The organism is Pseudocitrobacter sp. 73 (assembly GCF_008369545.1).
GTDB classification, from domain to species: Bacteria; Pseudomonadota; Gammaproteobacteria; order Enterobacterales; family Enterobacteriaceae; genus Pseudocitrobacter; species Pseudocitrobacter vendiensis.
This window is the reverse complement of the sequence record NZ_VTZO01000013.1, coordinates 126,159-147,237: the sequence shown is the minus strand read 5'-3', so window position 1 is coordinate 147,237 and position 21,079 is coordinate 126,159. Positions and strand designations below refer to the sequence as shown.

Here is a 21,079-nt window from a genome sequence, read left to right as displayed (position 1 = left end):
TTAATTCTCCACGCTTGTTAGCGAATTAAGGAATATGGCCGCCCGTAAGGGCAGCATGGTCTGTGAATCAGTATAGAGAGTGTTCATGCTGAAGGCTTTGCTTTTTATCATTTATTCGCCTCCTTCAAGATTTTCAGATAGCGCCAGCTTAATCGGTTCAACAGCGAAGGTCAGCCCTTTTTCGCCATTATCGGCGACAACATAACGAATTGCGCCCTCGCTGGTGGTGAAGTAGTGCTTTCCTTTGCCCTGTGCCAGCAGTTTTTGCAGTTTCTGCTGGCTCTGCGCTTTGGTGAGCGTGGGGGTGAACAGACGCAGCACTGCGGTCATGTACTCCAGTGCTTTGGCTTTCGCCGCTTTTTGCTCAGGGCCGGGGATCGGCAGCCAGGTTATCTGCATCGACTTGATTTTCAGTGTTCCGCGTTCGAGCGCGGTGGACGCATACAGATTCTCGTTAATTTTGCTCGCTGCGCGCGTCAGATTCAGCTTGTCGCGGCTGGATGAAATTGAGCGAAACTCGCTGAGGGGCAGTGACGGATTATCAATATTAAACCGCTCGCGAAACTGACTGATGGAGAGATCGAACGTGGGCGCGCCGGAAAGCAAATAGGGCGCGGTGGTATCCGGAGACTCAACGGCAAACGCGAAGCGGCCAGCGCTCAGGGCGATGACGCCTGCAAGACACACAGCGATCCACTTCTTCATGTTTGTCGTCCTCATATTCTCCAGCAGACGATTAAAACGGGAACGGCCTCGCTTGTCAAAAAGAGAGCGTTTCAGGGTACACTACGCCGCATGATGAGAATAAGGAATCAGACATGACCTTACAGCAATGGTTGTTTTCAATTAAGGGCCGCATTGGTCGCCGCGACTTCTGGATCTGGATGGGTATCTGGCTGCTGGCGATGGTAATACTGTTTACGCTGGCCGGCGGTGAGATGCTCAGCATTCAGACCGCAGCGTTTATCCTGGTTTGCCTGCTGTGGCCTACGGCGGCGGTCACGGTGAAACGTCTGCACGATCGCGGTAAATCAGGCATCTGGGCCTTGCTGATGGTGCTGGCGTGGATGCTGCTGGCCGGTAACTGGGTGATGCTGCCGGGTGTCTGGCAGTGGGGCGTGGGGCGATTCATTCCGACGCTGATTATCGTGATGATGCTGATTGACCTGGGCGCGTTTGTCGGCACCCAGGGGGAAAACAAGTACGGTAAAGACACGCAGGACGTGAAATACCGCTGATTACCAGTAATGCTCCGCCGTCATATGGCCTGGGCGGCGGCGCAGATGTTTGGTCATCTGGCGGGTATCTTTCAGTAATTGCTGGGTATCTCGCACCATCTGCGGGTTACCACACAGCATCACGTGGCTGGTTTCGGCGTTCATAGGCAGGCCAACGGCCTCTTCCAGTGCACCGCTTTCGATCAGTGCGGGTACGCGTCCGGTCAGGGAATCCGCTACCGTTTCGCGGCTGACGACGGTTTTAATGCGCAACTTCCCTTCGTAGCGTTTCTCCAGTTCCTGCATCAACGGCAGGTAGCTTAAGTCGGCAGCAAAGCGCGCGGCGTGAACCAGTACGATATTCTTAAAGCGCGCTAAATCTTTCCCTTCCTGCAGAATCGACAGATACGGGCCAATTGCCGTGCCGGTCGCCAGCATCCACAGGGTTTCGCAGTCAGGCACTTCATCCAGCACAAAGAAGCCCGCGGCTTCGCTGACAATTTGTACATCATCACCCGGCTTCAGCGCGGCAAGGCGCGGGCTCAGTTTTCCCTCTGGTACGGTGACCAGATAGAACTCAAGATCGGGATTGCTGGGTGCGTTAACGTAGGAGTACGCGCGCTGCACGCGCTCGCCGTCAACATCCAGACCCAGCTTGGCAAACTGCCCGGCGGTGAAAGGATTAACGGGGGCGTGAACGGTGAGGCTAAACAGTGCATCGGTCCAGAAATGCACCTTTGTGACTTTACCTGTTACCCAATCGGCCATGATCGTCTCCTCTGCGCGTTGTTATCCTATCTTCGCTGTGTCAGGAGAAGATTTCCAGCCCTGTGGGGCTGGAAAGCTCAATTGAACAAATGATTTACAGGATGTGATTCTGGATCTCAGGGTCTTTGCGATCGAGATAATGAATCGACTGAATGCGGCGAATAGTGCGCGATTTACCGCGAATCAGCAGCGTCTCGGTGGTGGCGATATTGCCTTTGCGGCTGATGCCGTCCAGCAGGTCGCCTTTGGTGATCCCGGTTGCGGAGAAGATAACGTTGTCGCTACGCGCCATATCATCCAGCGTCAGCACTTTCCCGGCTTCGATACCCATCTCATGACAACGGCGCAGTTCGTCTTCGCCAATGCGGCGGTTCTCTTCGCTGTCGCCTTTCACGTGATGACGCGCCAGCAGACGGCCATGCATATCGCCATCCAGCGCGCGGATCACTGCCGCCGAGACCACGCCTTCCGGCGCGCCGCCGATACCGTAAAGCACATCAACTTCGCTGTCCGGCATGCAGGTCAGAATGGACGCCGCGACATCACCATCAGGAATGGCGAACACGCGCACGCCCAGTTTCTGCAACCCGGCTATCACCGCATCGTGGCGCGGTTTCGCCAGAATAGTGACCGTCAGCTCTTCAAACGGTTTATTCAGTGCGCTTGCGATATTACGCAGGTTTTCTTCCAGCGGCTTGTTGAGGTCGATAACACCTTTCGCGCCCGGCCCGACAATCAGCTTCTCCATGTACATATCCGGCGCGTTCAGGAAGCAGCCTTTATCGCCCACCGCCAGCACCGCCAGCGCATTCGCCTGGCCCATCGCAGTCATGCGGGTACCTTCAATCGGATCGACGGCAATATCTACCGCATCGCCTTTTCCGGTCCCGACGCTTTCGCCAATGTAGAGCATTGGCGCTTCATCAATTTCGCCTTCGCCAATCACGATGGTGCCATCAATGTTGACCTTGTTGAGCATGATGCGCATCGCATTTACCGCCGCGCCGTCAGCGACATTTTTATCGCCCCGGCCCAACCATTTGTAACCTGCCAGCGCCGCCGCTTCCGTGACGCGCGAAAATTCGATAGCCAGTTCTCGTCTCATAGCAAACTCGTTTCAGAAGAAAAATTGCGCGAAGTTTAGCACAGCACCGAGAGGGCTGAAGGCTGCACTACGCGTTGGAATAACGTTCGGTTTCCGGCATCCAGCGCTCAATCAGCGCGGTGGCCTGCTGCGGATATCGTTCATGAACGTGGCGGGCGATGCGCTGAACTTCGGGGATCATCGCCTGATCGCGCAGTAAGTCCGCGACTTTGAACTCAGCGTTGCCCGTCTGACGTGTACCAAGCAGCTCGCCAGGGCCGCGAATTTCGAGATCTTTTTGCGCAATCACAAAGCCGTCGTTACTGTCGCGCAGCACCTGCAGGCGCATTTGCGCGGTTTTCGACAGCGGCGATTTGTAGAGCAGCACACAGTGCGAGGCCACCGCGCCACGACCCACGCGGCCACGCAGCTGGTGGAGTTGCGCAAGGCCCAGACGCTCCGGGTTTTCGATAATCATCAGGCTGGCGTTGGGCACATCGACACCTACTTCAATCACCGTGGTGGCAATCAGCAGATGCAGCTCACCCTGCTTGAAGGATTGCATTACCGCCTGCTTTTCGGCAGGTTTCATACGCCCGTGAACGAGGCCGACGTTGAGTTCCGGCAGCGCCAGCTTTAACTCTTCCCACGTAGCTTCTGCCGCCTGCGCTTCCAGCAGCTCTGACTCTTCAATCAGCGTACAAACCCAATACGCCTGACGCCCCTCTTCGGTACAAGCGTGACGCACGCGATTGATGATGTCGCTGCGACGCGTGTCCGGGATCGCGACGGTGGTGACCGGCGTTCGGCCCGGCGGCAGTTCGTCAATCACCGAGGTATCGAGATCGGCATAGGCAGTCATTGCCAGGGTTCGCGGAATGGGTGTCGCGGTCATAATCAGCTGATGCGGATGGAAGCCCTGCTGCTGGCCCTTCTCCCACAGCGCCAGACGCTGGTGGACGCCAAAGCGGTGTTGTTCATCGATAATCACCAGCGCGAGGCCGTTAAACTGCACCTGTTCCTGGAAAATGGCGTGGGTGCCGACAATCATCTGCACCTGGCCGCTGGCGATGGCTTCCTGCTGCGCCTGACGCGCTTTCCCTTTTTGCTTCCCGGCGAGCCAGCCCACTTCGATACCAAGCGGCTCAAACCAGTTGCGGAAGTTATTGGCGTGCTGCTCGGCAAGCAGTTCGGTTGGCGCCATCAGCGCTACCTGCTTGCCGTGGGCAATCGCTCTTAGTGCTGCCAGTGCGGCGACAAGCGTTTTACCGGAGCCCACATCGCCCTGTACCAGACGCATCATCGGCACGTCGAGCGCCATATCGCGTTCAATTTCAGCCACCACGCGGGTTTGCGCCCCGGTAGGTTTAAACGGCAGTGAATTGAGGAACTGATTTTTCAGTTCGCCCAGTTCATTGAGCGGCAGGGCATGATAGCGCTGAGCCCCGGCGCGGAGCGCCAGCATGCTCAGGTTATGGGCGAGTAACTCTTCCAGAATTAAGCGCCGCTGGGCCGGATGCTTGCCGGTTTCCAGGTCGCTGAGCTGCAATGATGGCGGCGGGCGGTGCAGGGTGCGCAGCGCTTCCGGCAGGCTCATCATGCCGGAAGCCAGCTCTGGCGGCAGTAGCTCAGCAATGGCGCAAGTATCGAGGAGATCCAGCGCCTGATCGGTCAGCTTGCGAAGCGTCGCCTGCTTGATGCCTTCGGTGGTCGGATAAACAGGCGTGAGCGTTTCCTGCAATTCCGGCGTGCTCAAATCGCCCTGCACGCGATATTCCGGATGGATCATCTCCGCGCCAAATTTGCCGCGCTTCGCTTCGCCGTAGGCCAGCACGCGACGTCCGGCCGCAAGGCTGTTTTTCATCGCCGCGTTGAAGTTGAAAAAGCGCATGGTGAGGATGCCCGTGCCGTCGCTAATCTGACAGGTCATCATTCGCCGTCCGCCGAACGTAATGTTTGAATTGAGAACTTCGCCTTCTACCGTGGCATAGATACCGGGCAGTAGTTCGCCAATGGGATAGAGGTGAGTACGGTCTTCGTAGCGCAACGGCAGGTGAAGCAGTAAGTCCTGCACCGTGTGCAGGCCAATTTTGGCGAGCTTCTGACTTTGCGCTGCGCCAACACCCGTTAGCGAACTGAGCGGAACAGCATCTAACAGGCGACTTTGCATGGATTACCTCGTGGCCTGCATGGTGGCCCACCAGGTCGCGTCGGCTTCAATCTCGCCGCGATCGTTGACGTGCGGATAGGGAAGGCCTTTGCGTTTCGCGACGTTTGCCAGCACCGGATAACCGCCTTCAAACAGCAGGCGCTGTTGTTCGTCGTCCGGCAGCATACTGTTTTCACGCTGATACATACCGGCGTTCTGCCGCTGGCGCTGTGCTTCATAGAGGATCAGCGCGGAGGCTACGGAGACGTTGAGTGACTGCACCATGCCGATCATCGGAATAATGATGTCCTGGTCTGCGAGTGCTAACGCTTCCTGAGTGATACCGGTTTTCTCCTGCCCCATTAAAATACAGGTCGGGCGGGTATAATCGATTTCGCGAAAATCTACGGCTTTATCAGAGAGATTGGTCGCCAGCACTTGCATACCGCGCCCTTTCAGGTGCGAAACTGCCTCGCCAATCGTCGGATGCGTTTTAACCGAAACCCAGCTGTTGCTGCCTGCTGCCGTTGAAGCCATGGTACGCATGCGGCTGCCCGGCCAGACGGCGTGAACCTCGTGTACGCCCACGGCGTCAGCGGTGCGCACAATCGCCGAAACGTTATGAGGTTTGTGGACCTGCTCCATGCAGACGGTCAGGTCAGGCTGTCGCCTGGCGAGCATCTCGCGGATACGCGCATAACGTTTAGGATTCATAAAACTAGTTTCGGTTACGTGTGACTTTAATGACGTCCGGCATTACGCGGATTTTGCGCATGATATTCGCCAGATGCACGCGGTCGCGCGCCGTCAGGCGAATAAAGGCGCTGTAAACACGGCCATCTTTCTCTTCAGTATTCAGGCTCTGAATGTTGGACGTCGCTGTATTGATTGCCGCCGTGAGGTTGGCCAGCGCCCCCTGATGATTGAACATATCAACCTTAATCTCGGTGATAAATTCCTGCTCAGTCTCTTTATCCCACTCAACCGCCATAAACTTCTCAGGCTCTTTCTGATAGCCACGGATGTTACGGCAGGATTCATGGTGGATAACCAGGCCTTTGCCTGGGCTGACGTGAGCAATAATCGGGTCGCCGGGGATCGGGCGGCAGCATTTTGCGAAGGTGATCAGCACGCCATCTGCGCCTTTGATAGGCAGATGCGCATGGCCGGAGGCACCCGGTGCGGAAGGTGTGGCTTCGCCCTGTTGCAGGTTTTTCGCCACCACCACGCTCATCGCGTTGCCGAGGCCGATTTCAGCCAGCAGATCGTCAAGCGAGGTGAGTTTCATACGCTCAAGTTCACGCTGGATATGCTCTGGCGGGATTTCCGCGAGCTTACGGCTACCACCCAACGCATGGTTGAGCAGACGACGGCCCAGGCTTACTGAATCATCACGCTTGAGATTTTTCAGCAACTGACGAATTTTGGCGCGCGCTTTCGAGCTGACGACAAAGTTCAGCCACGCGGCGTTCGGGCGAGCACCCGGTGCGGTAATGATTTCAACGGTTTGACCGCTGGTAAGCGGCTGCGACAGCGGGTAAGGCTGGCGGTCGACGCGTGCGCCCACGCAGGCATGACCGATATCGGTATGCACCGCATAAGCGAAGTCGACGGGCGTTGCACCGGCAGGCAGCTCGACAATGCGCCCTTCCGGTGTGAAAACGTAAATCTCATCCGGGAAGAGATCGGATTTAACGCTCTCGATAAATTCAAACGAACTACCGGCACTCTGTTGTAGCTCCAGCAGGCTTTGCATCCAGCGCTGGGCGCGGATTTGTGCAGTCGTGCTGGTTTCGCCGTGCTCTTTATAAGCCCAGTGCGCGGCAACACCCATCTCCGCCATTTGATCCATATCTTCGGTACGGATCTGGACTTCAACCGGCACGCCGTGCGGGCCGATCATCGAGGTGTGCAAAGATTGATAGCCGTTCGCTTTTGGAATGGCGATGTAGTCTTTCACGCGACCCGGACGCGGCTTATACAGGCTGTGCATCTGGCCGAGCACGCGATAACAGGTGTCGGAATCATTGACGATCACGCGGAAGGCGTAGATGTCCATGATTGAGTGAAAACGCTGCTCTTTGAGCACCATTTTGCAGTAGATCGAATAAAGATGCTTCTCGCGACCACTGACGCGGCACGGTATTCCCGCTTCCTGCAAACGCCCTTCGATTTCTGAGAGGATTTTTTGGATCATCTCTTTACGGTTGCCACGCGCGGCTTTCACCACTTCTTTAATGACGCGGTAACGGTTGGGATACAGCGCTTCAAAACCCAGCTCTTCGAGTTCGGTTTTAATGTGGTGGATACCTAAACGGTGTGCCAGCGGGCTGTAAATTTCGAGTGTTTCACGGGCGATGCGGCGACGTTTGTCCGGGCGAAGTGAGCCCAGCGTGCGCATATTGTGGGTACGGTCAGCAAGTTTGATGAGAATGACGCGGATATCCTGCACCATCGCCATAATCATCTTGCGAAAGTTTTCGGCCTGCGCCTCTTTCTTATCGCGGAACTTGAGTTTATCAAGCTTTGATACCCCCTCTACCAGTTCGGCGACGCTTTTACCAAAAAGCTGTTCCATATCCTGGTAGGTGGCAGGGGTATCTTCAATCACGTCATGCAGCAGCGCCGCCATTAGCGTTTCATAGTCGAGTTTCATCTCGGCCAGAATGCAGGCAACCGCTACCGGGTGCGTGATATAGGGTTCACCGCTTGAACGTGTCTGGCCCTCGTGAGCGTCACGTGCAACGAGGTACGCCTGCCGCAGACGTTTGATTTGATCTTCCGGCAGGTAGTTTTGAATCAGCTGATTCAGGCTTTCAAACAGATACAAGGGCGACCCGCTCTGTAATTAACGACGACCTTCAGCAATAGCGGTAACGGCCTGTAATTCAGCGGCTTCCTGCTCTTGCTGTTCCTGGCGCTCGCGCACGTCGAGGATCTGGTTGTTGATCAGACCTTCTTCGATTTCACGCAGTGCGATGACTGTGGTTTTATCGTTTTCTTCCGGTACCAGCGGATCCTTTCCGCCTACCTGCATCTGACGAGCGCGACGCGCGGCGACCAGTACCAGGTCAAAACGGTTACCAATTTTCTCTACAGCGTCCTGAACAGTTACGCGTGCCATACTTTAATGCTCCACAGGTGAAGAAATGACTGGGCATGATACTGAAAGTGGGTTCAGTCTGCCAATAGTTTGCTGATTAAAGCGTCATGTCGCTGCTTTTGGCGGCTCATGCGCAGACGTTCAGCACGGATAATCGTTTTCAGATCGCCCAAAGCGGTATCGAAATCGTCGTTCACGATCAGGTAATCATATTCCGCGTAATGGCTCATTTCTGCAACTGCCTGCGCCATTCGTTTGGTGATCACCTCTTCGCTGTCCTGACCGCGGCCACGCAGGCGGCGATCCAGTTCAATTTTGGACGGCGGCAGGATAAAAATACTGCGCGCATGCGGCATTTTGGTGCGAATTTGCTGCGCGCCCTGCCAGTCGATATCAAGGAAAACATCGACGCCCGTTGCCAGCACTTGCTCAATGGTTTCACGCGAGGTGCCGTAGTAATTACCGAACACTTCCGCATGTTCAAGAAACGCGTCTCTGCCAATCATGGTTTTGAATTCGTCATGATTCACAAAGTAATAATGTTCACCGTGCACTTCACCCGGACGCGGCGCGCGCGTGGTATGCGAAACAGAAACCTGAGTGTCGTATAACGGTTGGGTTTTCAATAAAGCCTGAATCAGGCTGGATTTACCTGCGCCACTGGGGGCAGAAACAATATAAAGCGTGCCTTGAGCCATGAGTATTTGTGTATGTTGCCAGCAATGAAGTTCTACATACGGGCTTATTATACACGTCGGCGCATCGTGACGTAGTCTTTGTCACACTTTTTGCGCTGGTTTCTTTCATTTTGCGTGCCAGTTTCCTGATTTCCTTACCTGTTGCTGCAACAAATCAATTTCCCTGGAAGCCTCCTCGGGGATTTCGCAACAGGCGTTCGCAATCTTTTTCGCCGGGCGGTAAAACACCGCTACAGCGCAAATGGAGGGGCGAAAGTGAAAAGGATACTACTGCTGTTCATCGCGAGCGTAACGGGGGCTCAGGCAACTTGCCCTGCCTGGGCTCCCGCACGAGCGGAACGGGAAATTACGCAGCTTACGACGCAAATCGCACGCTGGAATGACGAATACTGGCGGCAGGGCGTGAGCGAAGTCAACGATGGTGTTTACGATCAGCTCTCGGCGCGGCTGGCACAGTGGCAGCGTTGCTTTGGTTATGCCGAGGGCGGCGAGGGTGTGCCGCCGCGCCAGGAGTCCGGCGTCATGCATCCGGTTGCCCATACGGGCGTACAGAAGCTGGCAGATGTGCGTGCGGTGAGTCAGTGGATGGCGGGCAAACGTCATCTCTGGGTGCAGCCTAAGGTGGATGGCGTCGCGGTGACGCTGGTTTATCACCAGGGGCGCTTGCAACAGGCCATCAGTCGTGGCGATGGCCTGAAAGGGGAAGACTGGACCGAGAAAGCGCGGCACATTCCGGCAATTCCTAAAACGGTAACGGGCAGGCTGGCGGAAAGCGTGTTGCAGGGGGAAATATTCCTGCAGCGCAGCGACCATATTCAAAAGCAGATGGGTGGCATGAACGCCCGCGCTAAAGTTGCCGGCGCTCTGATGCAGCAGGGTGAAAGCAAAACGCTGGCAAACCTTGGTGTGTTTATCTGGGCGTGGCCGGATGGGCCGCAACTTATGGAAGAGCGGCTAACCTTGCTGAGCCAGGCCGGTTTTTCGCTGGCGCAGCGTTACTCGCAACCGGTGACACGGGTTGATGATATCGCGGGCTGGCGCGACCGCTGGTTTACCTTGCCGCTGCCGTTTGTGACCGATGGCATAGTGATTCGCTCAGCCGATGAGCCCGAAGGAAAACACTGGCTGCCTACGCAGGGGAGCTGGGTTGCCGCCTGGAAATATGTTCCGGCTGCACAGGTGGCTGAGGTAAAAACCGTAAGCTTCACGGTGGGGCGCACAGGAAAGATTGCCGTCGTCGCGCAGCTTTTTCCGGTGAAGCTGGATGATAAACAGGTTCAGCGGGTCAATATCGGTTCAGTCGCCCGCTGGCAAACGCTGGATATTGCCGAGGGTGACCAGGTGTTGGTCAGCCTGGCCGGGCAGGGGATCCCACGCATTGATAGCGTGGTCTGGCGCAGTACGCAGCGCATCAAGCCCACGCCGCCTGCGCAGAAATACAATGCACTCACCTGCTTTTATGCCACACCCGGCTGCGAAGAACAGTTTATGGCGCGGCTGGAATGGCTGAGTTCAAAGGCGGTTTTTGACATTGATGGCCTGGGCCGCGCGGGTTGGCAGACGCTGCATCAGGCACAGCCTTTTGAGCATCTCTTCTCGTGGCTTGCGTTGACACCGGAGCAGCTACGTGGCACGCCAGGGTTCACGCCATCTCGCGCGACGCAGTTGTGGCATCAGTTTAACCTGGTGCGCCAGCAGCCGTTTAAGCGTTGGGTGACGGCGTTCGGTTTACCGCTGAGCAGAGCGGCGCTGGATGCGCTGGCGGATAACCACTGGGAGACCTTGGTGTCGAGAAGTGCTCAGGACTGGCAACGCCTGCCGGGGATGGGAAACCAGCGTGCGCAACGGATGGTGGAGGCGGTGCATCATCCGGACATTTCCCGGCTGGCGCAGTGGCTCGCCAGCCAGAAAATCCCCGGGTTTTAATCTCAGTGCGCGTTGTGCTTGTAATAAAACACTGGCAGACCCAGCTTCAGACGCAGTGCCAGCAGGCGGGCCGTGAAGCCAAACAGCAGGGTGGCGATCACCACGATATCCTGGTTGCTGACATAGTGCTGTAGCGCAACATAGAGCACGGCGGCGGAAAACGACACGCCTGCATAAAGCTCTTTCTGGAATACCAGTGGAATGCGTTTACAGAACATATCGCGCAGCACGCCGCCAAATACGCCGGTGACGACAGCAGCAATGGTCGCGATAACCGGGCCTTCGCCCATATCCAGCGCGATTTGTGCACCGATAATAGAAAACACCACCAGGCCGAGCGCATCCAGCACCAGAAACAGTTTACGCAAATAGGGCATTACCGGGGCCACAATGGTAGTCAAAACTGCCGCTGTCGCCACGATAATCACGTATTCCGGGTGCTTTACCCAGCCCAGTGGATAATGACCTAACAGGATATCGCGCACTGAACCGCCGCCCAGCGCGGTGGCTGTCGCGATAATAATGACGCCAAAGGTATCCATGCGTCGACGCCCGGCGGCCAGCGCGCCGGTCATGGCTTCGGCGGTAATGCCGATAAGGTAAAGAACGTGCAGTAACATATGAGCCCCCGAAATCGATGGCGGAAGGGTAGCGATTTGTGCGCGACGTCACGATTGAGATTTTCTAAGGTGAAGGGTTTTGGCTTAGAAAAAATAATGACAGAGCTTGATAAGGCTGAGGTTTGATAGGGGTAAATTGTTTCGATGAAGAAATAATGGCTTAGAAAAACTAAAGTGGCCCACCTCTCAGTGGGCCGACTGAAAGACTGTTACTCGATATTGAATCTGTTTGTTGAGTAGGCGACTTAAAGCTGCTTGGTTACTGGCTTTTTGGTAATTATTTTTTTCATTAGGTACACCCTTGTGTACACATGAAATCAATGTGTTTGTTTTTTAACCATGCCTTTGAGCGTTAAACTCCATTACAGCTATGGCGATATTCAGCTTGGTTGTTTCAAGTAGTTCTTCGCACAAGATCAGATCATGGACGATGTTTTTGAGCAATTCCTTTTCTATCGCCCCATCAGCCACCCAAACAGCGATGTTTTCCATTTCGCGCACAAAAAGCTGCACACAATGGCCGAAACCATTTATCTCAAGAAAGTATGTTGAAAGGGCGATGCCTGACCTTTTGTTTCCGTCAGTAAAAGCGTGAAATTTATTTATTGCAAAGAATAAGTGACTTAGCTTATCCACGAACTCGGGGTAATACCAATCGTTTTGGATATGCTCAAGGGCACTTTCAAGTACCCCTTGGTCTCTGATTCCGTGTAAGCCGCCTGTTTTATCAATGATCCAATCATGAACTCGAATAGCGTGATGAATGTCAAAATAATTGAATGTTATATCGTCCATTGATACCCCTAGCGATCTTTCAGTCTTTTAAACACTTCTAGGGTTTCAGGGTCATTCAGCCTTTCCTCTAATGACTTGCTTTTTTCTCCAAGAAAACGCTCAAAATCGCCTTCAGGTACAGCTCTTACGTATGCCTCAAGCTTTTCATGCAGCGCGTCTCTAAAACAGAGATCCCTACTTGCCATTTTGGTTCTAGCATCCAGCATCATAGGTTTAAACAATGGATGGGATTCGAATTGTTTAAAAAGAGCTTCGGCTTCCGGTTGTGTAAGCTTTCGGCCTAAACGAGAGAATTCTTGTTTTAATTCATGTGCAATACCAGATTCGAAACCAGCAATAAGAGTTAGGACTTCGGAATACATGGTATCCCGTATCTTTTCTTTTTGCGCAAGATTCAATACTTTACGGTACTCTGCTGCGTCTTCGTGAAAGATGCTTTGATATACAAGGTTGGTAAACTTTGCATACTTCCAATTGTTCCCCTCAACGCATTCATCTAGAGCATCAGTGAATTGCTTGCGATAGCTTTCTTCTTGAAAAGAAGCCAATAAGTAATTCTCATCGCGTTGGTTGATGTACTTGGTATGCCCACCAGCCCTTTCAGCTAAAGTATCAATGACAATATCAAGCAGGCGTGTACGTATAATCTTGGCTTGCTCACTTTCGACCAGCAGCATGGCAAAGTTCAGAACAGCTCGGTAATTAAACACCCCAATAGTAGGTGCCTTGTTACCCTCATTGATGAAGGAGACATGGTCTAACCCCTTGAATTCTTTAAGCTCTCTTCCTTTTATGAGTCGATAGCCATTGTTTTTGAGTTCATTGCTATGATTTGCGATATATCGTTCTACTGTGGCATCACTGATACCAAAAATCTCCATTAGCTGACTTTTTGTAAAAAGCCGTTCGCCATTGAACTCAATCCCACCTAAGGCCATATGTTTTTCAGCATGAGTTAGTGCATAGGCGTTATTAAGTATGTTCTGTCGGTCGTGTGCGGAGGTAGTAAGATCTTTAGCCATATCCATCGCCTTAAGAGGGAGCGTGAAGCATCACAAGGTAACATTATACTGCAAATATTTTTACCCCTCCTCCTGATAGTCTACGTGATCACCGCCCTAAAATGTGGCGTCATGGTGATTGCCCCTGTCTGGTTGTATCCGCTCTTTGTATTAGCAGTTCGGCGAATTACTACCGCACACGCCCGGTGATCTTGTCCACAACCGGACTGAACGCCCGCCAGTATGCAGCCTCATACATTATAAGCCTGCCTAACTTCCGCTCGAACGTCTCCCATCGCATACCCTTTGGCTTAGGAAAAGTGTTCGGGTGGTTAAACAGATTACGAAACTGCTCGCCGTCTCCCCAAATGGCGTACCGCTGGCGGCGTATGCTCATACGCATCCGATCTAATTTATCTCCGCTTTGGCTTTTGTAGTGGAGTTTCCAGCATTCCCGGCAGCCTACATCCTTCGAGCCGATATACAGCTTCGCTACCCGTTTCACGCAATGGGGGCAAACGTACCATTGCCGAACGCCGTAGCCAGCCTGTGTGGTCGTGATTCTGATTGCCCGTGTAACGCCGTTGATTGTCATGGCGTAGCCGTCTGCCTGTCGGAAGATATACAGGGTTCCGCACTCTGTCTGGCAGGAAAGCTGTGTACCGGGTACTGCGTCCACCAAGTTGCTGCGGATGTGCGCGAGGAATTTCAGACCAATGCGGGGTAAGTCCGTGGTATAGCTGCGCGTTCTGTCTCTCACTGGCTGGCCTCCTGCGAATTACTGCGCATTAACTGCGAACGGTGCGCAAATTGAATACGAAATAATATGCGTATTTTACTGTAAATTGCGCACCAATTTTGCAATTTCACATCAATAAAGCCAGTAACCGCACGGGGTTGAGGATGGTTTGCGCATTGGTATCCGTTTCGTTTTGCGCAGATTTTTTGTGAACTGCGCAATTCGCAATTTACTGCGCCCAAAACCTTATCAAAACTTAGCATATCCGTGGCGCTACCAACTGCGAATGGACTAACCTGCGCCAGTAATATCAGTCCTCTCAGCTATTTTGCGAATTCGCATTTCGTTGTGCGCAATTTACTACGCATTCGCAATGCCGCCGTTAGAATTCGTCAGATGGTACGCACGCTGAATGCGCAGTTTTGCTGCGTACCTGACTGCGTACTGCGAACCAGTGGCGCGAACCAGAATATTTTGGACAACCTAAATCACGTTCTGGCTTCCAGCCCACGACTGGCGCGGGTTTAGCGCTACGAGTGTTTAAAATCTGTCAAGAACAGTCCAGAATTTACAGCCGTTTTGGTGCGAACCTTACTGCGAACCATCACCCCCGCTGGTGGCCTGTCGTTGCCTCTTACCGCCATTTAACCGGAAGGCGTTACCGTTCGGTTGCGCTATCCCCATGCGGTGTTGCGTTTCGGTGACAGCTTTATGCAGATCTCCATAATCATCGGTTTTCACTGGCGGGCGCTTCACGTTCGTCAGACACATATCACGGCGCTGCTTTACCCATTCCCGATCATCGTCCTCAGCACAAAGCATCATGACTTCCTGCCAGCGCGTCGCAGCCCTACGATACAGCCCCTTTGCTTCCAGAGCCTCTGCTTTACTATCGTTGACCATGCTTATCTCCCTCAGAATGGCGTTTCATCGTCGAATGGTGGGCGCTGGTCGTATTCATCACGGGATGGCTGCTGCGCACGTCTCAGCGCGTCCGTTGCCTGTCCCTGCTGTCCTGCCTTCCCGCCGGGGCGTACCGTTCTGGCGCTGATCACACTGTCTGCAATCACCTGATACCCGGTCTGTATGCCACCGTCCTGCCCTGTCCACTGGTTAACCTGCATATTGCCCGCCACGCTAACAAGGTCGCCTTTCTGGTGCTTCGCCAGCGCATCGGCCTGCTTTCCAAAAGCAATAACGCCCAGCCAGAAGGTTGACTCTCCCGCCTCTGCCGCATTACAGGGGAGCGACACCGCCAGCCGCGCCATAGCCATGTTGTTACCGTTCGTTGTGGTGCGGGTCTGGGGATCTGCCACCAGCCGCCCGTATGCTGAAATTTGTGCTGTCATTTTGCGAACACCTCTGATTATTAGTTTTGCTAATGAACGCCGCCCGGCACTGCCTTATTGTGGGACACCTTCACCAGTTTTTTTTCATATATACAGAAATAACGTTGGTTCAGTTGGTTCAGTTGGTTCACTGCCCGCCAGCCCGCGCCATTACTGGATTTGGCTGAACCAACATTTGCGTTTTTGTGTTGGTTCAGCGGGTTGTTTTGTTGGTTCACTGCCAGCCAGTGAAAAAGTCCCGTTTCCCTGTGTTGGTTCAAAAGTGGTATTTGTTGGTTCACTGTTGGTTCAAAATTAAAAATAAAATCCTTATATAACAACGATCTTTACAAATTGAACCAACTGAACTAACTGAACCAACATCAAAACTACGCACATGAAGAAAATTATTCTTCTGGCTGGCTGTAGTCCTCCGGCTGATAACTCAACACGTAAACATTAAATTGCCGCCCCTGAATGCGTGGAGACTTACGCTGATACCCGCGCCCACTGTTCGGCGGCGTAAGCATCCCCGCCATTTTTAACGCTTCTGCGAATTGCTTTGGGTTAAAACCGTTGGCAATTTCTTTTTCAAACGCTGCCGGAAACGTATAAAAAATGTTCGGGCTATCGTCATGCTCTCCGCGCTGTCGGTATCCGGCAAGGTCTTTTATGGGTAGATCCGCCGGGCTGTAAGGGAAGGGCGCAAATCTGCTCAATCCATATGCGTTAAGAAACGCCTCGCACTGCTCGATGATCTGCTGGTGCTCTTTGTTACCTGTGCCGAACTCCCGCAGCCATGCGTTATAGCTGTGCTGTATCGCATCCCTGCACGTCTGCGCATCCCATCCGGTGACAACCTCGCCCAGCAGCAAAGCAGCCTCCAGAATGGCAAAGCGTGCAGCTACGCGGTGTACCTGCTCGCCATAGTCAGCAGGAATAAGGCTGCGCCAGCGGGCTTCGCACTCCCGGACAGCCTCTGTAGCCTCCTGCTGGTGGTCTGCCAGCCACTTGATCCACTCCCGCCCGGCAGCGCCATGATGGTGCTGGTAAGCGTCTTTCAGTGCGTCGGCGTGCTGCTTGCCGTTCTGGTGGTCATGAAAGCGCACGGCTTTACTCAGCGGGATATTGAGCAAGCGCACCAGTTGCCCCGCCTTTGCCTTGCGTCCGGCGGAAGCAATGAACGTTTCTAAATCCATTTCCCCGGTACTGATTGCCACGGTACGCCAGCGCTTTAAATCCCGGTTCCCGCCTTCTTTCGCTCCCTGCAATTTCCCCACGCCGTTAAACAGTGCATAGGCAGACTGCGACACGCTTACCGGGTCAGCGCCTTGCCCCACTTCATCCAGTGGCATCAGGCCGTCATTGTGGGCGGCGGCCTCGTTAGCCAGCCCCAGCGCCGTTCCGTACCACGTCAGGCGGAGTAAATCAGGGTTGCCGTATAAGCTGCTGGCAACGTTTGCCGTGGTGGTTTTGCCTGCGCTCGACTGCTCGTAGAAATGAATGCCGAAACCGTCAGCGCCCACCAGCCCGATTATCGGGGCAGCCAGTGCCGCGCCGATCCCGGTCATCATGGCGTAATTACCGTAGGCCAGACGTGCAACGCTGCTTTTCCAGCTTTCCGCGCTTCCTGCGGTGGTATACCCGGCGGCGGCTGAACTTCGCCCGCTGAACAGTACAGGATTTTCAGGCGTGCCGATGATTTCCCCGTCTGGCATGATGTACGCCCCGCACTGCCAGCCAGTCGCATGAGCAACGCGCCACAATTCACGCGAACCGCTGCGCTGTAGCCAGTCGGCAAGGATCGCCCGCAGGCTGCTTTTTGTGGTGACGTTAACGCCGCCCGCTTTCAGGGTGCGCCATCCCTCGCGCTCGCCAATGTCAGCCAGTGGAATAGCTGCTGTTGTTGCGGCATCTGCGCCAAAGGCCGCCCACCTGATTATCAAATACTGGTCTTTGTCGTCGCGCCCGGTTCCGATAACGTCCATTGGTGAGGCCAGCCAGCTTTCATGATTGATAATCTCTCCGCTGTCCTTGTCCACTTTTGGCGATACCCAGAAAACGCCGTCTTTTCGGCTTTCTATGCGTGGTTTTAGCGGGTCGCTATCCGTTGCCGTAATTTTGCCGCCCTCAATCGCTTTCAGTTGCACGCTCACGCCTTCCCCCTGTGGCTGGTACGTCGAATCGGTAAATGCCGCTGTAGCGGCTTCCAGCCCGTTCTGCTGGTGGTAGTCGTTCCAGTCGGCTTTATAGTCAGTCGGTGGAAGTGATACCCAGCCAGCCACGGATAAGGCGGCTTTCTCTGCCGCTGTCTTCCCGGTGTTCGGCTGGTCGTCGTGGTGGTCGTTATCGGCGGCAACAATGATCTGCGCGTCCGGGTGCTTCCGGCGCATCACCTCCGCCACGGGCAGCAGGTTGCCCGCGTCGATTGCTGCCACTGTCAGCGCGTCAGGACGAATTAAGTGACACGTTAGGGCGGTAGCCAGCCCCTCAGCAATTAACACGCTCTGAGGCGCTTCTGGCTCATGTACGGCGTGATATGCCCCGCGCTTTGCCGAACCTGTCAGAAGTCGCTTTTCCCCCTGTGGGTTAATAGTCTGCGCGGCGGTGACTGCGCCGGACTCGTCCACCAGCGCCAGTAATAGCGAACCATCGGGCAGAATGGGGTAATTAAACCCGGTCAGCCCTTTTGATTTCAGGTATTCAGATTCGCCATGCGTGACGCTCTGGCGCATTTCACCATACAGACGGGCAAACGTAGCCCGGCGGTGCTCTGCGTCCTCTGCCGCCCGCTGCTGGCGTTCCTGCTCACGCTGCTGGCGGTCAGCTTCCATCTGCTCCCTTCTCTGGCTCGCTGCCGTCGGGTCGGTTTGCGCTGCCCGGTAATCAATACCCAGCACATCAGCGGCAAGCTGTGCCGCCTCTGTAGTGTCGCAGTTGTTCACCTTCTTAATCAGGTCTAAGCCGTCGCCCGCGCCGCATTGGTTACAGATAAAGCTACCGCGACCGTTGTCGTCGAACCGGAAGCGATCCGTACCGCCACATGCAGGGCAGGGGGCATGACGGCGTGATGAATCAGGCACGTCGATAGACAGGCCAGCCAGCACATAAGGCCAGTTACCAGCAGCGGCGGTGGTCACTTCGCGGATAAGGTCGATATTACGCATGGTTGCCTCCTGCCACGGTCGCGCCCATATCATTAATCATGCTTTGCCATATCTCGCGCCCGGTATCAGTCAGGCCACCAGCATTAACGCATTTCTCCAGCATGGTGATCCCGATGCTTTCCCACTGAGGGTATGCCTCTTTGAGTGCTTCGAGCGCGTAACCATCAATAAGCTGGCGTGTGCCACTGATGCCGCCCACCAGTTCCACACGGATTTGCTGGCCTGCCGCGTCAACCATGAAGTAATTGCCACCATTGATAGCCGTGATGTGGTTGTAAAGTGCCGCCGCGTACTGGTTCGCCAGCGCATTCAGTCGGAAGTTTTTGGTAATCATCTCGCCCCCTCAGTGCGCCGCTGGCATTTCAGGCCAGCCGTTTTTATCCAGATCAGCAATAAAGTGATCGTGTAGCTCTGCCAGCGTTTCACGTCCGAACGGGGTCAGCTCGCCGCGCTCCGCATCCAGCATGGCGCGGTAGAACACAATGGCGTTCTCCGTCCCCTGCTCAATGCCGTAGCGCTCAATCATGGCTCCCTCGATGTTGTTTGCCATCGCCAGCCGTTCAGCAAACGGGTAAACCACCATGCCCGCATCACCATTGGAGTAAATCGCTACCTGCGATGATGTGCCGTCAGGTTCAGTAACCGTGATGGTGCCGTTCTCGCGCTTCATCTCAGAAACGAACGTCGCAGCAATCAGCCAGCGCCACATAGTGACGTTATGCTGCGCGGTGAAGTCGAACCAGCCACGCGCCCCGCCGTCAGCCACTGCAAAATGCAGGGCAAATCCTTCACAGGGCTTATTGTCATACTCACCCGCATCCAGACGTACTACAGCTTTTCCGTAGTTGATAAGAGCAACATGCTCATACATCCCGGCATCGTTGCGGGTCATGATATTGACGCCGTGCGGTGTGGCTTCGGCGTGGAATAAGTCGGGATTTCCCGATTTAAAGGTCAGTACGTTGCTCATGCTTTATCCCGCGCTTTTAAGTCCATGCCAGCCAATTCATCCTCTGCTGAATCCATCAATTCGGGGATACCATCCAGAAGGGAAATGATTGCGCCAATTAAGTTAGCTGTGCCGCTATCGTTTTTATTCGTCGCTTCAAGCCAGAGAGACAGGACTTCCTGCGCCTGTTGGATACGGCAGGTTGAATCGGCCAGGGATACTTTGCTCATGCTGCCACCTCCAGACGGATACGGCCTGCAAAGAAACAGACGTGATCCCGCGCCAGAGTGCGGCGGGCTTCGCGCTCAGTTTCAGCAGCAATGTGATGGATTTTGGCGGTAATTGTCGGCATATCGCGGCGAACGGCTGCGATTAACCAGATGAATCGCGGATTTTGGGTAGGGGTAGTAGCCAGCATAGCGGCAGCCTCCTTGATCAGTGGAATATATCCACCACCGAAGAGACCAATCTTGTTGGTGGTGGACTGCGCAGAGTTGGTCTTACCGGTGATCAAGGAACCCGGCGCTTCCGAAGAAGCCCCCGCGCAGCCCACCATAATTTTGTGAGCGACACGGATTATACCCGCATCGTTGAAAAAGAGGTGTACTGAGCTAACGACACAAAAAAAGACGCTAGGCGCGTCGTGTATCGCCTTAATCATTTCCGGGAGACCAATCCCGGCACCAGATTTTGCTGGTGCGCTATAACCATAAACCGGGTTGGCGATAGTCGGCAAGCCCTTTTTTATGGACTCCAGAAACTCACCTTCGCGCACGCGCGTACTGGTCTCGAAACTCTCCTCGTCACCACGACGAGAAAATGAGGAGCTGGCATTAGCTGGCACTGTTATGCCAGCTTTACCCTCATGTGCGTACGCGATCCCGCGCAAGGCATACATCAGGCCAGCCAGGGGAAAGGCTCTTTTCTGGACGGCGGGCATTAGTGAACCTCCGGCAATTGAGGCTGATATTTGCGCCATAGCTCAGCTTCTTCGGCGATTAGGCGGGATTTCTCACCTTTGCAGGCTTGCAGGTCTTTACCGCGCTTGCTGGCCTTCTTGTCGTAAGCTGCTTTGCGTTTGCTGTGGTCGTTCAGGAAGGCGAACGGCACACCATAGGAGCCAGTTTTACGAATAGACGGGATAACCTCGCGGAATACCCAGTTAGTGAAACGATGTGCGAACGTTCCGGCGGTGCTGGCCTTCCGGCTGCGGGCGATCAATTTGTAAAAGCCCGATTCGCAGACGGTACGCATAACCTGCCAACCACCGGGGGTGGGTGTTAAACACTCCCCCTTTTCATCGGCATCTAATCGCCGTAATGCGACTTTGTGATCGGCTATTTCTAGTGCCTCACAAACGTCTTTGGCAATAAACCACGGATCGCCGTCCATATTGACGATGCGAACTTTGATGCCCTCAAACCGAATAACGGAAATATCTCCCTCGACTGCATGAGGAATAATTTTCTGGGTAACGCAGGATTGTGGGGCGGCCTCCGAATTGAATCGGTTTTTTTCGATTTTCATTTGTCAGG

At 54.4% G+C, this 21,079-nt stretch carries 22 protein-coding genes; 2 read left to right on the top strand and 20 right to left on the bottom strand.

Going from position 1 to position 21,079, the window contains the following annotated elements; genetic code table 11:
• Positions 1-111: 111 nt before the first annotated feature.
• Complete coding sequence (locus F0Q32_RS15080; RefSeq protein ID WP_149463726.1) at positions 112-705, bottom strand: YiiQ family protein; 594 nt, start codon at positions 703-705, stop codon at positions 112-114.
• Between the two features lie 113 nt (positions 706-818).
• Here F0Q32_RS15080 and F0Q32_RS15075 point away from each other — a divergent pair, with 113 nt between their 5' ends.
• Positions 819-1,238 (top strand): DUF805 domain-containing protein, encoded by a 420-nt coding sequence (locus F0Q32_RS15075; protein ID WP_149463725.1) that lies wholly within the window; start codon positions 819-821, stop codon positions 1,236-1,238.
• Here F0Q32_RS15075 and fpr read toward each other — a convergent pair whose 3' ends face one another.
• The 7 genes from fpr to gmk form a co-directional block, all read right to left on the bottom strand.
• On the bottom strand, positions 1,239-1,985 hold the full coding sequence (gene fpr, locus F0Q32_RS15070) for a ferredoxin--NADP(+) reductase (RefSeq protein WP_149463724.1): 747 nt from the start codon (positions 1,983-1,985) through the stop codon (positions 1,239-1,241).
• A gap of 94 nt (positions 1,986-2,079) precedes the next feature.
• On the bottom strand, positions 2,080-3,090 hold the full coding sequence (gene glpX / locus F0Q32_RS15065; RefSeq protein ID WP_149463723.1) for a class II fructose-bisphosphatase: 1,011 nt from the start codon (positions 3,088-3,090) through the stop codon (positions 2,080-2,082).
• Positions 3,091-3,157: 67 nt separating this feature from the next.
• The gene (recG, locus tag F0Q32_RS15060) at positions 3,158-5,239 is read right to left on the bottom strand and encodes an ATP-dependent DNA helicase RecG (protein ID WP_149463722.1); all 2,082 of its coding nucleotides are present in this window, start codon (positions 5,237-5,239) and stop codon (positions 3,158-3,160) included.
• A gap of 3 nt (positions 5,240-5,242) precedes the next feature.
• Complete coding sequence (gene trmH / locus F0Q32_RS15055) at positions 5,243-5,932, bottom strand: tRNA (guanosine(18)-2'-O)-methyltransferase TrmH (protein ID WP_149463721.1); 690 nt, start codon at positions 5,930-5,932, stop codon at positions 5,243-5,245.
• Between the two features lie 4 nt (positions 5,933-5,936).
• Positions 5,937-8,048 (bottom strand): bifunctional GTP diphosphokinase/guanosine-3',5'-bis pyrophosphate 3'-pyrophosphohydrolase, encoded by a 2,112-nt coding sequence (spoT, locus tag F0Q32_RS15050; RefSeq protein WP_149463720.1) that lies wholly within the window; start codon positions 8,046-8,048, stop codon positions 5,937-5,939.
• A gap of 18 nt (positions 8,049-8,066) precedes the next feature.
• Positions 8,067-8,342 carry a DNA-directed RNA polymerase subunit omega gene (gene rpoZ, locus F0Q32_RS15045; protein ID WP_000135058.1) on the bottom strand — a complete coding sequence of 92 codons (276 nt, stop codon included), beginning with the start codon at positions 8,340-8,342 and terminating at the stop codon, positions 8,067-8,069.
• Between the two features lie 53 nt (positions 8,343-8,395).
• Positions 8,396-9,019 carry a guanylate kinase gene (gmk, locus tag F0Q32_RS15040; protein ID WP_015962457.1) on the bottom strand — a complete coding sequence of 208 codons (624 nt, stop codon included), beginning with the start codon at positions 9,017-9,019 and terminating at the stop codon, positions 8,396-8,398.
• A 255-nt stretch (positions 9,020-9,274) separates the two neighbouring features.
• Here gmk and ligB point away from each other — a divergent pair, with 255 nt between their 5' ends.
• Positions 9,275-10,945 (top strand): NAD-dependent DNA ligase LigB, encoded by a 1,671-nt coding sequence (ligB, locus tag F0Q32_RS15035; RefSeq protein ID WP_149463719.1) that lies wholly within the window; start codon positions 9,275-9,277, stop codon positions 10,943-10,945.
• 2 nt (positions 10,946-10,947) lie between these two features.
• Here ligB and F0Q32_RS15030 read toward each other — a convergent pair whose 3' ends face one another.
• From F0Q32_RS15030 to F0Q32_RS14975, 12 genes are all read right to left on the bottom strand, one after another.
• Complete coding sequence (locus F0Q32_RS15030) at positions 10,948-11,565, bottom strand: trimeric intracellular cation channel family protein (protein WP_015962459.1); 618 nt, start codon at positions 11,563-11,565, stop codon at positions 10,948-10,950.
• A 333-nt stretch (positions 11,566-11,898) separates the two neighbouring features.
• Positions 11,899-12,360, bottom strand: a complete 462-nt coding sequence (locus F0Q32_RS15025; RefSeq protein WP_055322293.1) for a type II toxin-antitoxin system death-on-curing family toxin — start codon at positions 12,358-12,360, stop codon at positions 11,899-11,901.
• Positions 12,361-12,368: 8 nt separating this feature from the next.
• The gene (locus F0Q32_RS15020) at positions 12,369-13,382 is read right to left on the bottom strand and encodes a hypothetical protein (RefSeq protein ID WP_055322294.1); all 1,014 of its coding nucleotides are present in this window, start codon (positions 13,380-13,382) and stop codon (positions 12,369-12,371) included.
• Between the two features lie 169 nt (positions 13,383-13,551).
• Positions 13,552-14,121, bottom strand: coding sequence for a hypothetical protein (locus F0Q32_RS26555; protein ID WP_055322295.1), 570 nt, complete (start codon positions 14,119-14,121; stop codon positions 13,552-13,554).
• A 570-nt stretch (positions 14,122-14,691) separates the two neighbouring features.
• Entirely contained in the window at positions 14,692-15,003 is a 312-nt protein-coding gene (locus F0Q32_RS15010; RefSeq protein ID WP_055322296.1) for a PerC family transcriptional regulator, read from the bottom strand.
• 11 nt (positions 15,004-15,014) lie between these two features.
• A complete protein-coding gene (locus F0Q32_RS15005; protein ID WP_000126715.1) occupies positions 15,015-15,449 on the bottom strand; it encodes a single-stranded DNA-binding protein in 435 nt (144 codons plus the stop codon).
• Between the two features lie 386 nt (positions 15,450-15,835).
• Positions 15,836-18,595: a TOPRIM and DUF927 domain-containing protein gene (locus tag F0Q32_RS15000; protein WP_149463718.1), complete on the bottom strand. Its 2,760-nt coding sequence runs from the start codon at positions 18,593-18,595 to the stop codon at positions 15,836-15,838.
• Entirely contained in the window at positions 18,588-18,929 is a 342-nt protein-coding gene (locus F0Q32_RS14995; RefSeq protein ID WP_149463717.1) for a hypothetical protein, read from the bottom strand. The genes F0Q32_RS15000 and F0Q32_RS14995 overlap by 8 nt, the downstream gene beginning before the upstream one ends.
• A 9-nt stretch (positions 18,930-18,938) precedes the next feature.
• On the bottom strand, positions 18,939-19,565 hold the full coding sequence (locus tag F0Q32_RS14990) for a hypothetical protein (RefSeq protein ID WP_149463716.1): 627 nt from the start codon (positions 19,563-19,565) through the stop codon (positions 18,939-18,941).
• Positions 19,562-19,774, bottom strand: coding sequence for a hypothetical protein (locus F0Q32_RS14985; RefSeq protein WP_033144715.1), 213 nt, complete (start codon positions 19,772-19,774; stop codon positions 19,562-19,564). Before F0Q32_RS14985 ends, F0Q32_RS14990 begins: the two co-directional genes overlap by 4 nt.
• Positions 19,771-20,523 carry a host cell division inhibitor Icd-like protein gene (locus tag F0Q32_RS14980; protein ID WP_255475356.1) on the bottom strand — a complete coding sequence of 251 codons (753 nt, stop codon included), beginning with the start codon at positions 20,521-20,523 and terminating at the stop codon, positions 19,771-19,773. Before F0Q32_RS14980 ends, F0Q32_RS14985 begins: the two co-directional genes overlap by 4 nt.
• Positions 20,484-21,071, bottom strand: coding sequence for a BRO family protein (locus tag F0Q32_RS14975; RefSeq protein WP_149463715.1), 588 nt, complete (start codon positions 21,069-21,071; stop codon positions 20,484-20,486). Before F0Q32_RS14975 ends, F0Q32_RS14980 begins: the two co-directional genes overlap by 40 nt.
• Positions 21,072-21,079 lie beyond the last annotated feature (8 nt).

Excerpts from the sequence above, each read along its gene's own strand:
- F0Q32_RS15080 (WP_149463726.1), bottom strand. The coding sequence starts at position 705 with ATGAAGAAGTGGATCGCTGTGTGTCTTGCAGGCGTCATCGCCCTGAGC.
- F0Q32_RS15075 (WP_149463725.1), top strand. The coding sequence starts at position 819 with ATGACCTTACAGCAATGGTTGTTTTCAATTAAGGGCCGCATTGGTCGC.
- fpr (WP_149463724.1), bottom strand. The coding sequence starts at position 1,985 with ATGGCCGATTGGGTAACAGGTAAAGTCACAAAGGTGCATTTCTGGACC.
- glpX (WP_149463723.1), bottom strand. The coding sequence starts at position 3,090 with ATGAGACGAGAACTGGCTATCGAATTTTCGCGCGTCACGGAAGCGGCG.
- recG (WP_149463722.1), bottom strand. The coding sequence starts at position 5,239 with ATGCAAAGTCGCCTGTTAGATGCTGTTCCGCTCAGTTCGCTAACGGGT.
- trmH (WP_149463721.1), bottom strand. The coding sequence starts at position 5,932 with ATGAATCCTAAACGTTATGCGCGTATCCGCGAGATGCTCGCCAGGCGA.
- rpoZ (WP_000135058.1), bottom strand. The coding sequence starts at position 8,342 with ATGGCACGCGTAACTGTTCAGGACGCTGTAGAGAAAATTGGTAACCGT.
- gmk (WP_015962457.1), bottom strand. The coding sequence starts at position 9,019 with ATGGCTCAAGGCACGCTTTATATTGTTTCTGCCCCCAGTGGCGCAGGT.
- F0Q32_RS15030 (WP_015962459.1), bottom strand. The coding sequence starts at position 11,565 with ATGTTACTGCACGTTCTTTACCTTATCGGCATTACCGCCGAAGCCATG.
- F0Q32_RS15025 (WP_055322293.1), bottom strand. The coding sequence starts at position 12,360 with ATGGACGATATAACATTCAATTATTTTGACATTCATCACGCTATTCGA.
- F0Q32_RS15020 (WP_055322294.1), bottom strand. The coding sequence starts at position 13,382 with ATGGCTAAAGATCTTACTACCTCCGCACACGACCGACAGAACATACTT.
- F0Q32_RS15010 (WP_055322296.1), bottom strand. The coding sequence starts at position 15,003 with ATGGTCAACGATAGTAAAGCAGAGGCTCTGGAAGCAAAGGGGCTGTAT.
- F0Q32_RS15005 (WP_000126715.1), bottom strand. The coding sequence starts at position 15,449 with ATGACAGCACAAATTTCAGCATACGGGCGGCTGGTGGCAGATCCCCAG.
- F0Q32_RS15000 (WP_149463718.1), bottom strand. The coding sequence starts at position 18,595 with ATGCGTAATATCGACCTTATCCGCGAAGTGACCACCGCCGCTGCTGGT.
- F0Q32_RS14995 (WP_149463717.1), bottom strand. The coding sequence starts at position 18,929 with ATGATTACCAAAAACTTCCGACTGAATGCGCTGGCGAACCAGTACGCG.
- F0Q32_RS14990 (WP_149463716.1), bottom strand. The coding sequence starts at position 19,565 with ATGAGCAACGTACTGACCTTTAAATCGGGAAATCCCGACTTATTCCAC.
- F0Q32_RS14985 (WP_033144715.1), bottom strand. The coding sequence starts at position 19,774 with ATGAGCAAAGTATCCCTGGCCGATTCAACCTGCCGTATCCAACAGGCG.
- F0Q32_RS14980 (WP_255475356.1), bottom strand. The coding sequence starts at position 20,523 with ATGGCGCAAATATCAGCCTCAATTGCCGGAGGTTCACTAATGCCCGCC.
- F0Q32_RS14975 (WP_149463715.1), bottom strand. The coding sequence starts at position 21,071 with ATGAAAATCGAAAAAAACCGATTCAATTCGGAGGCCGCCCCACAATCC.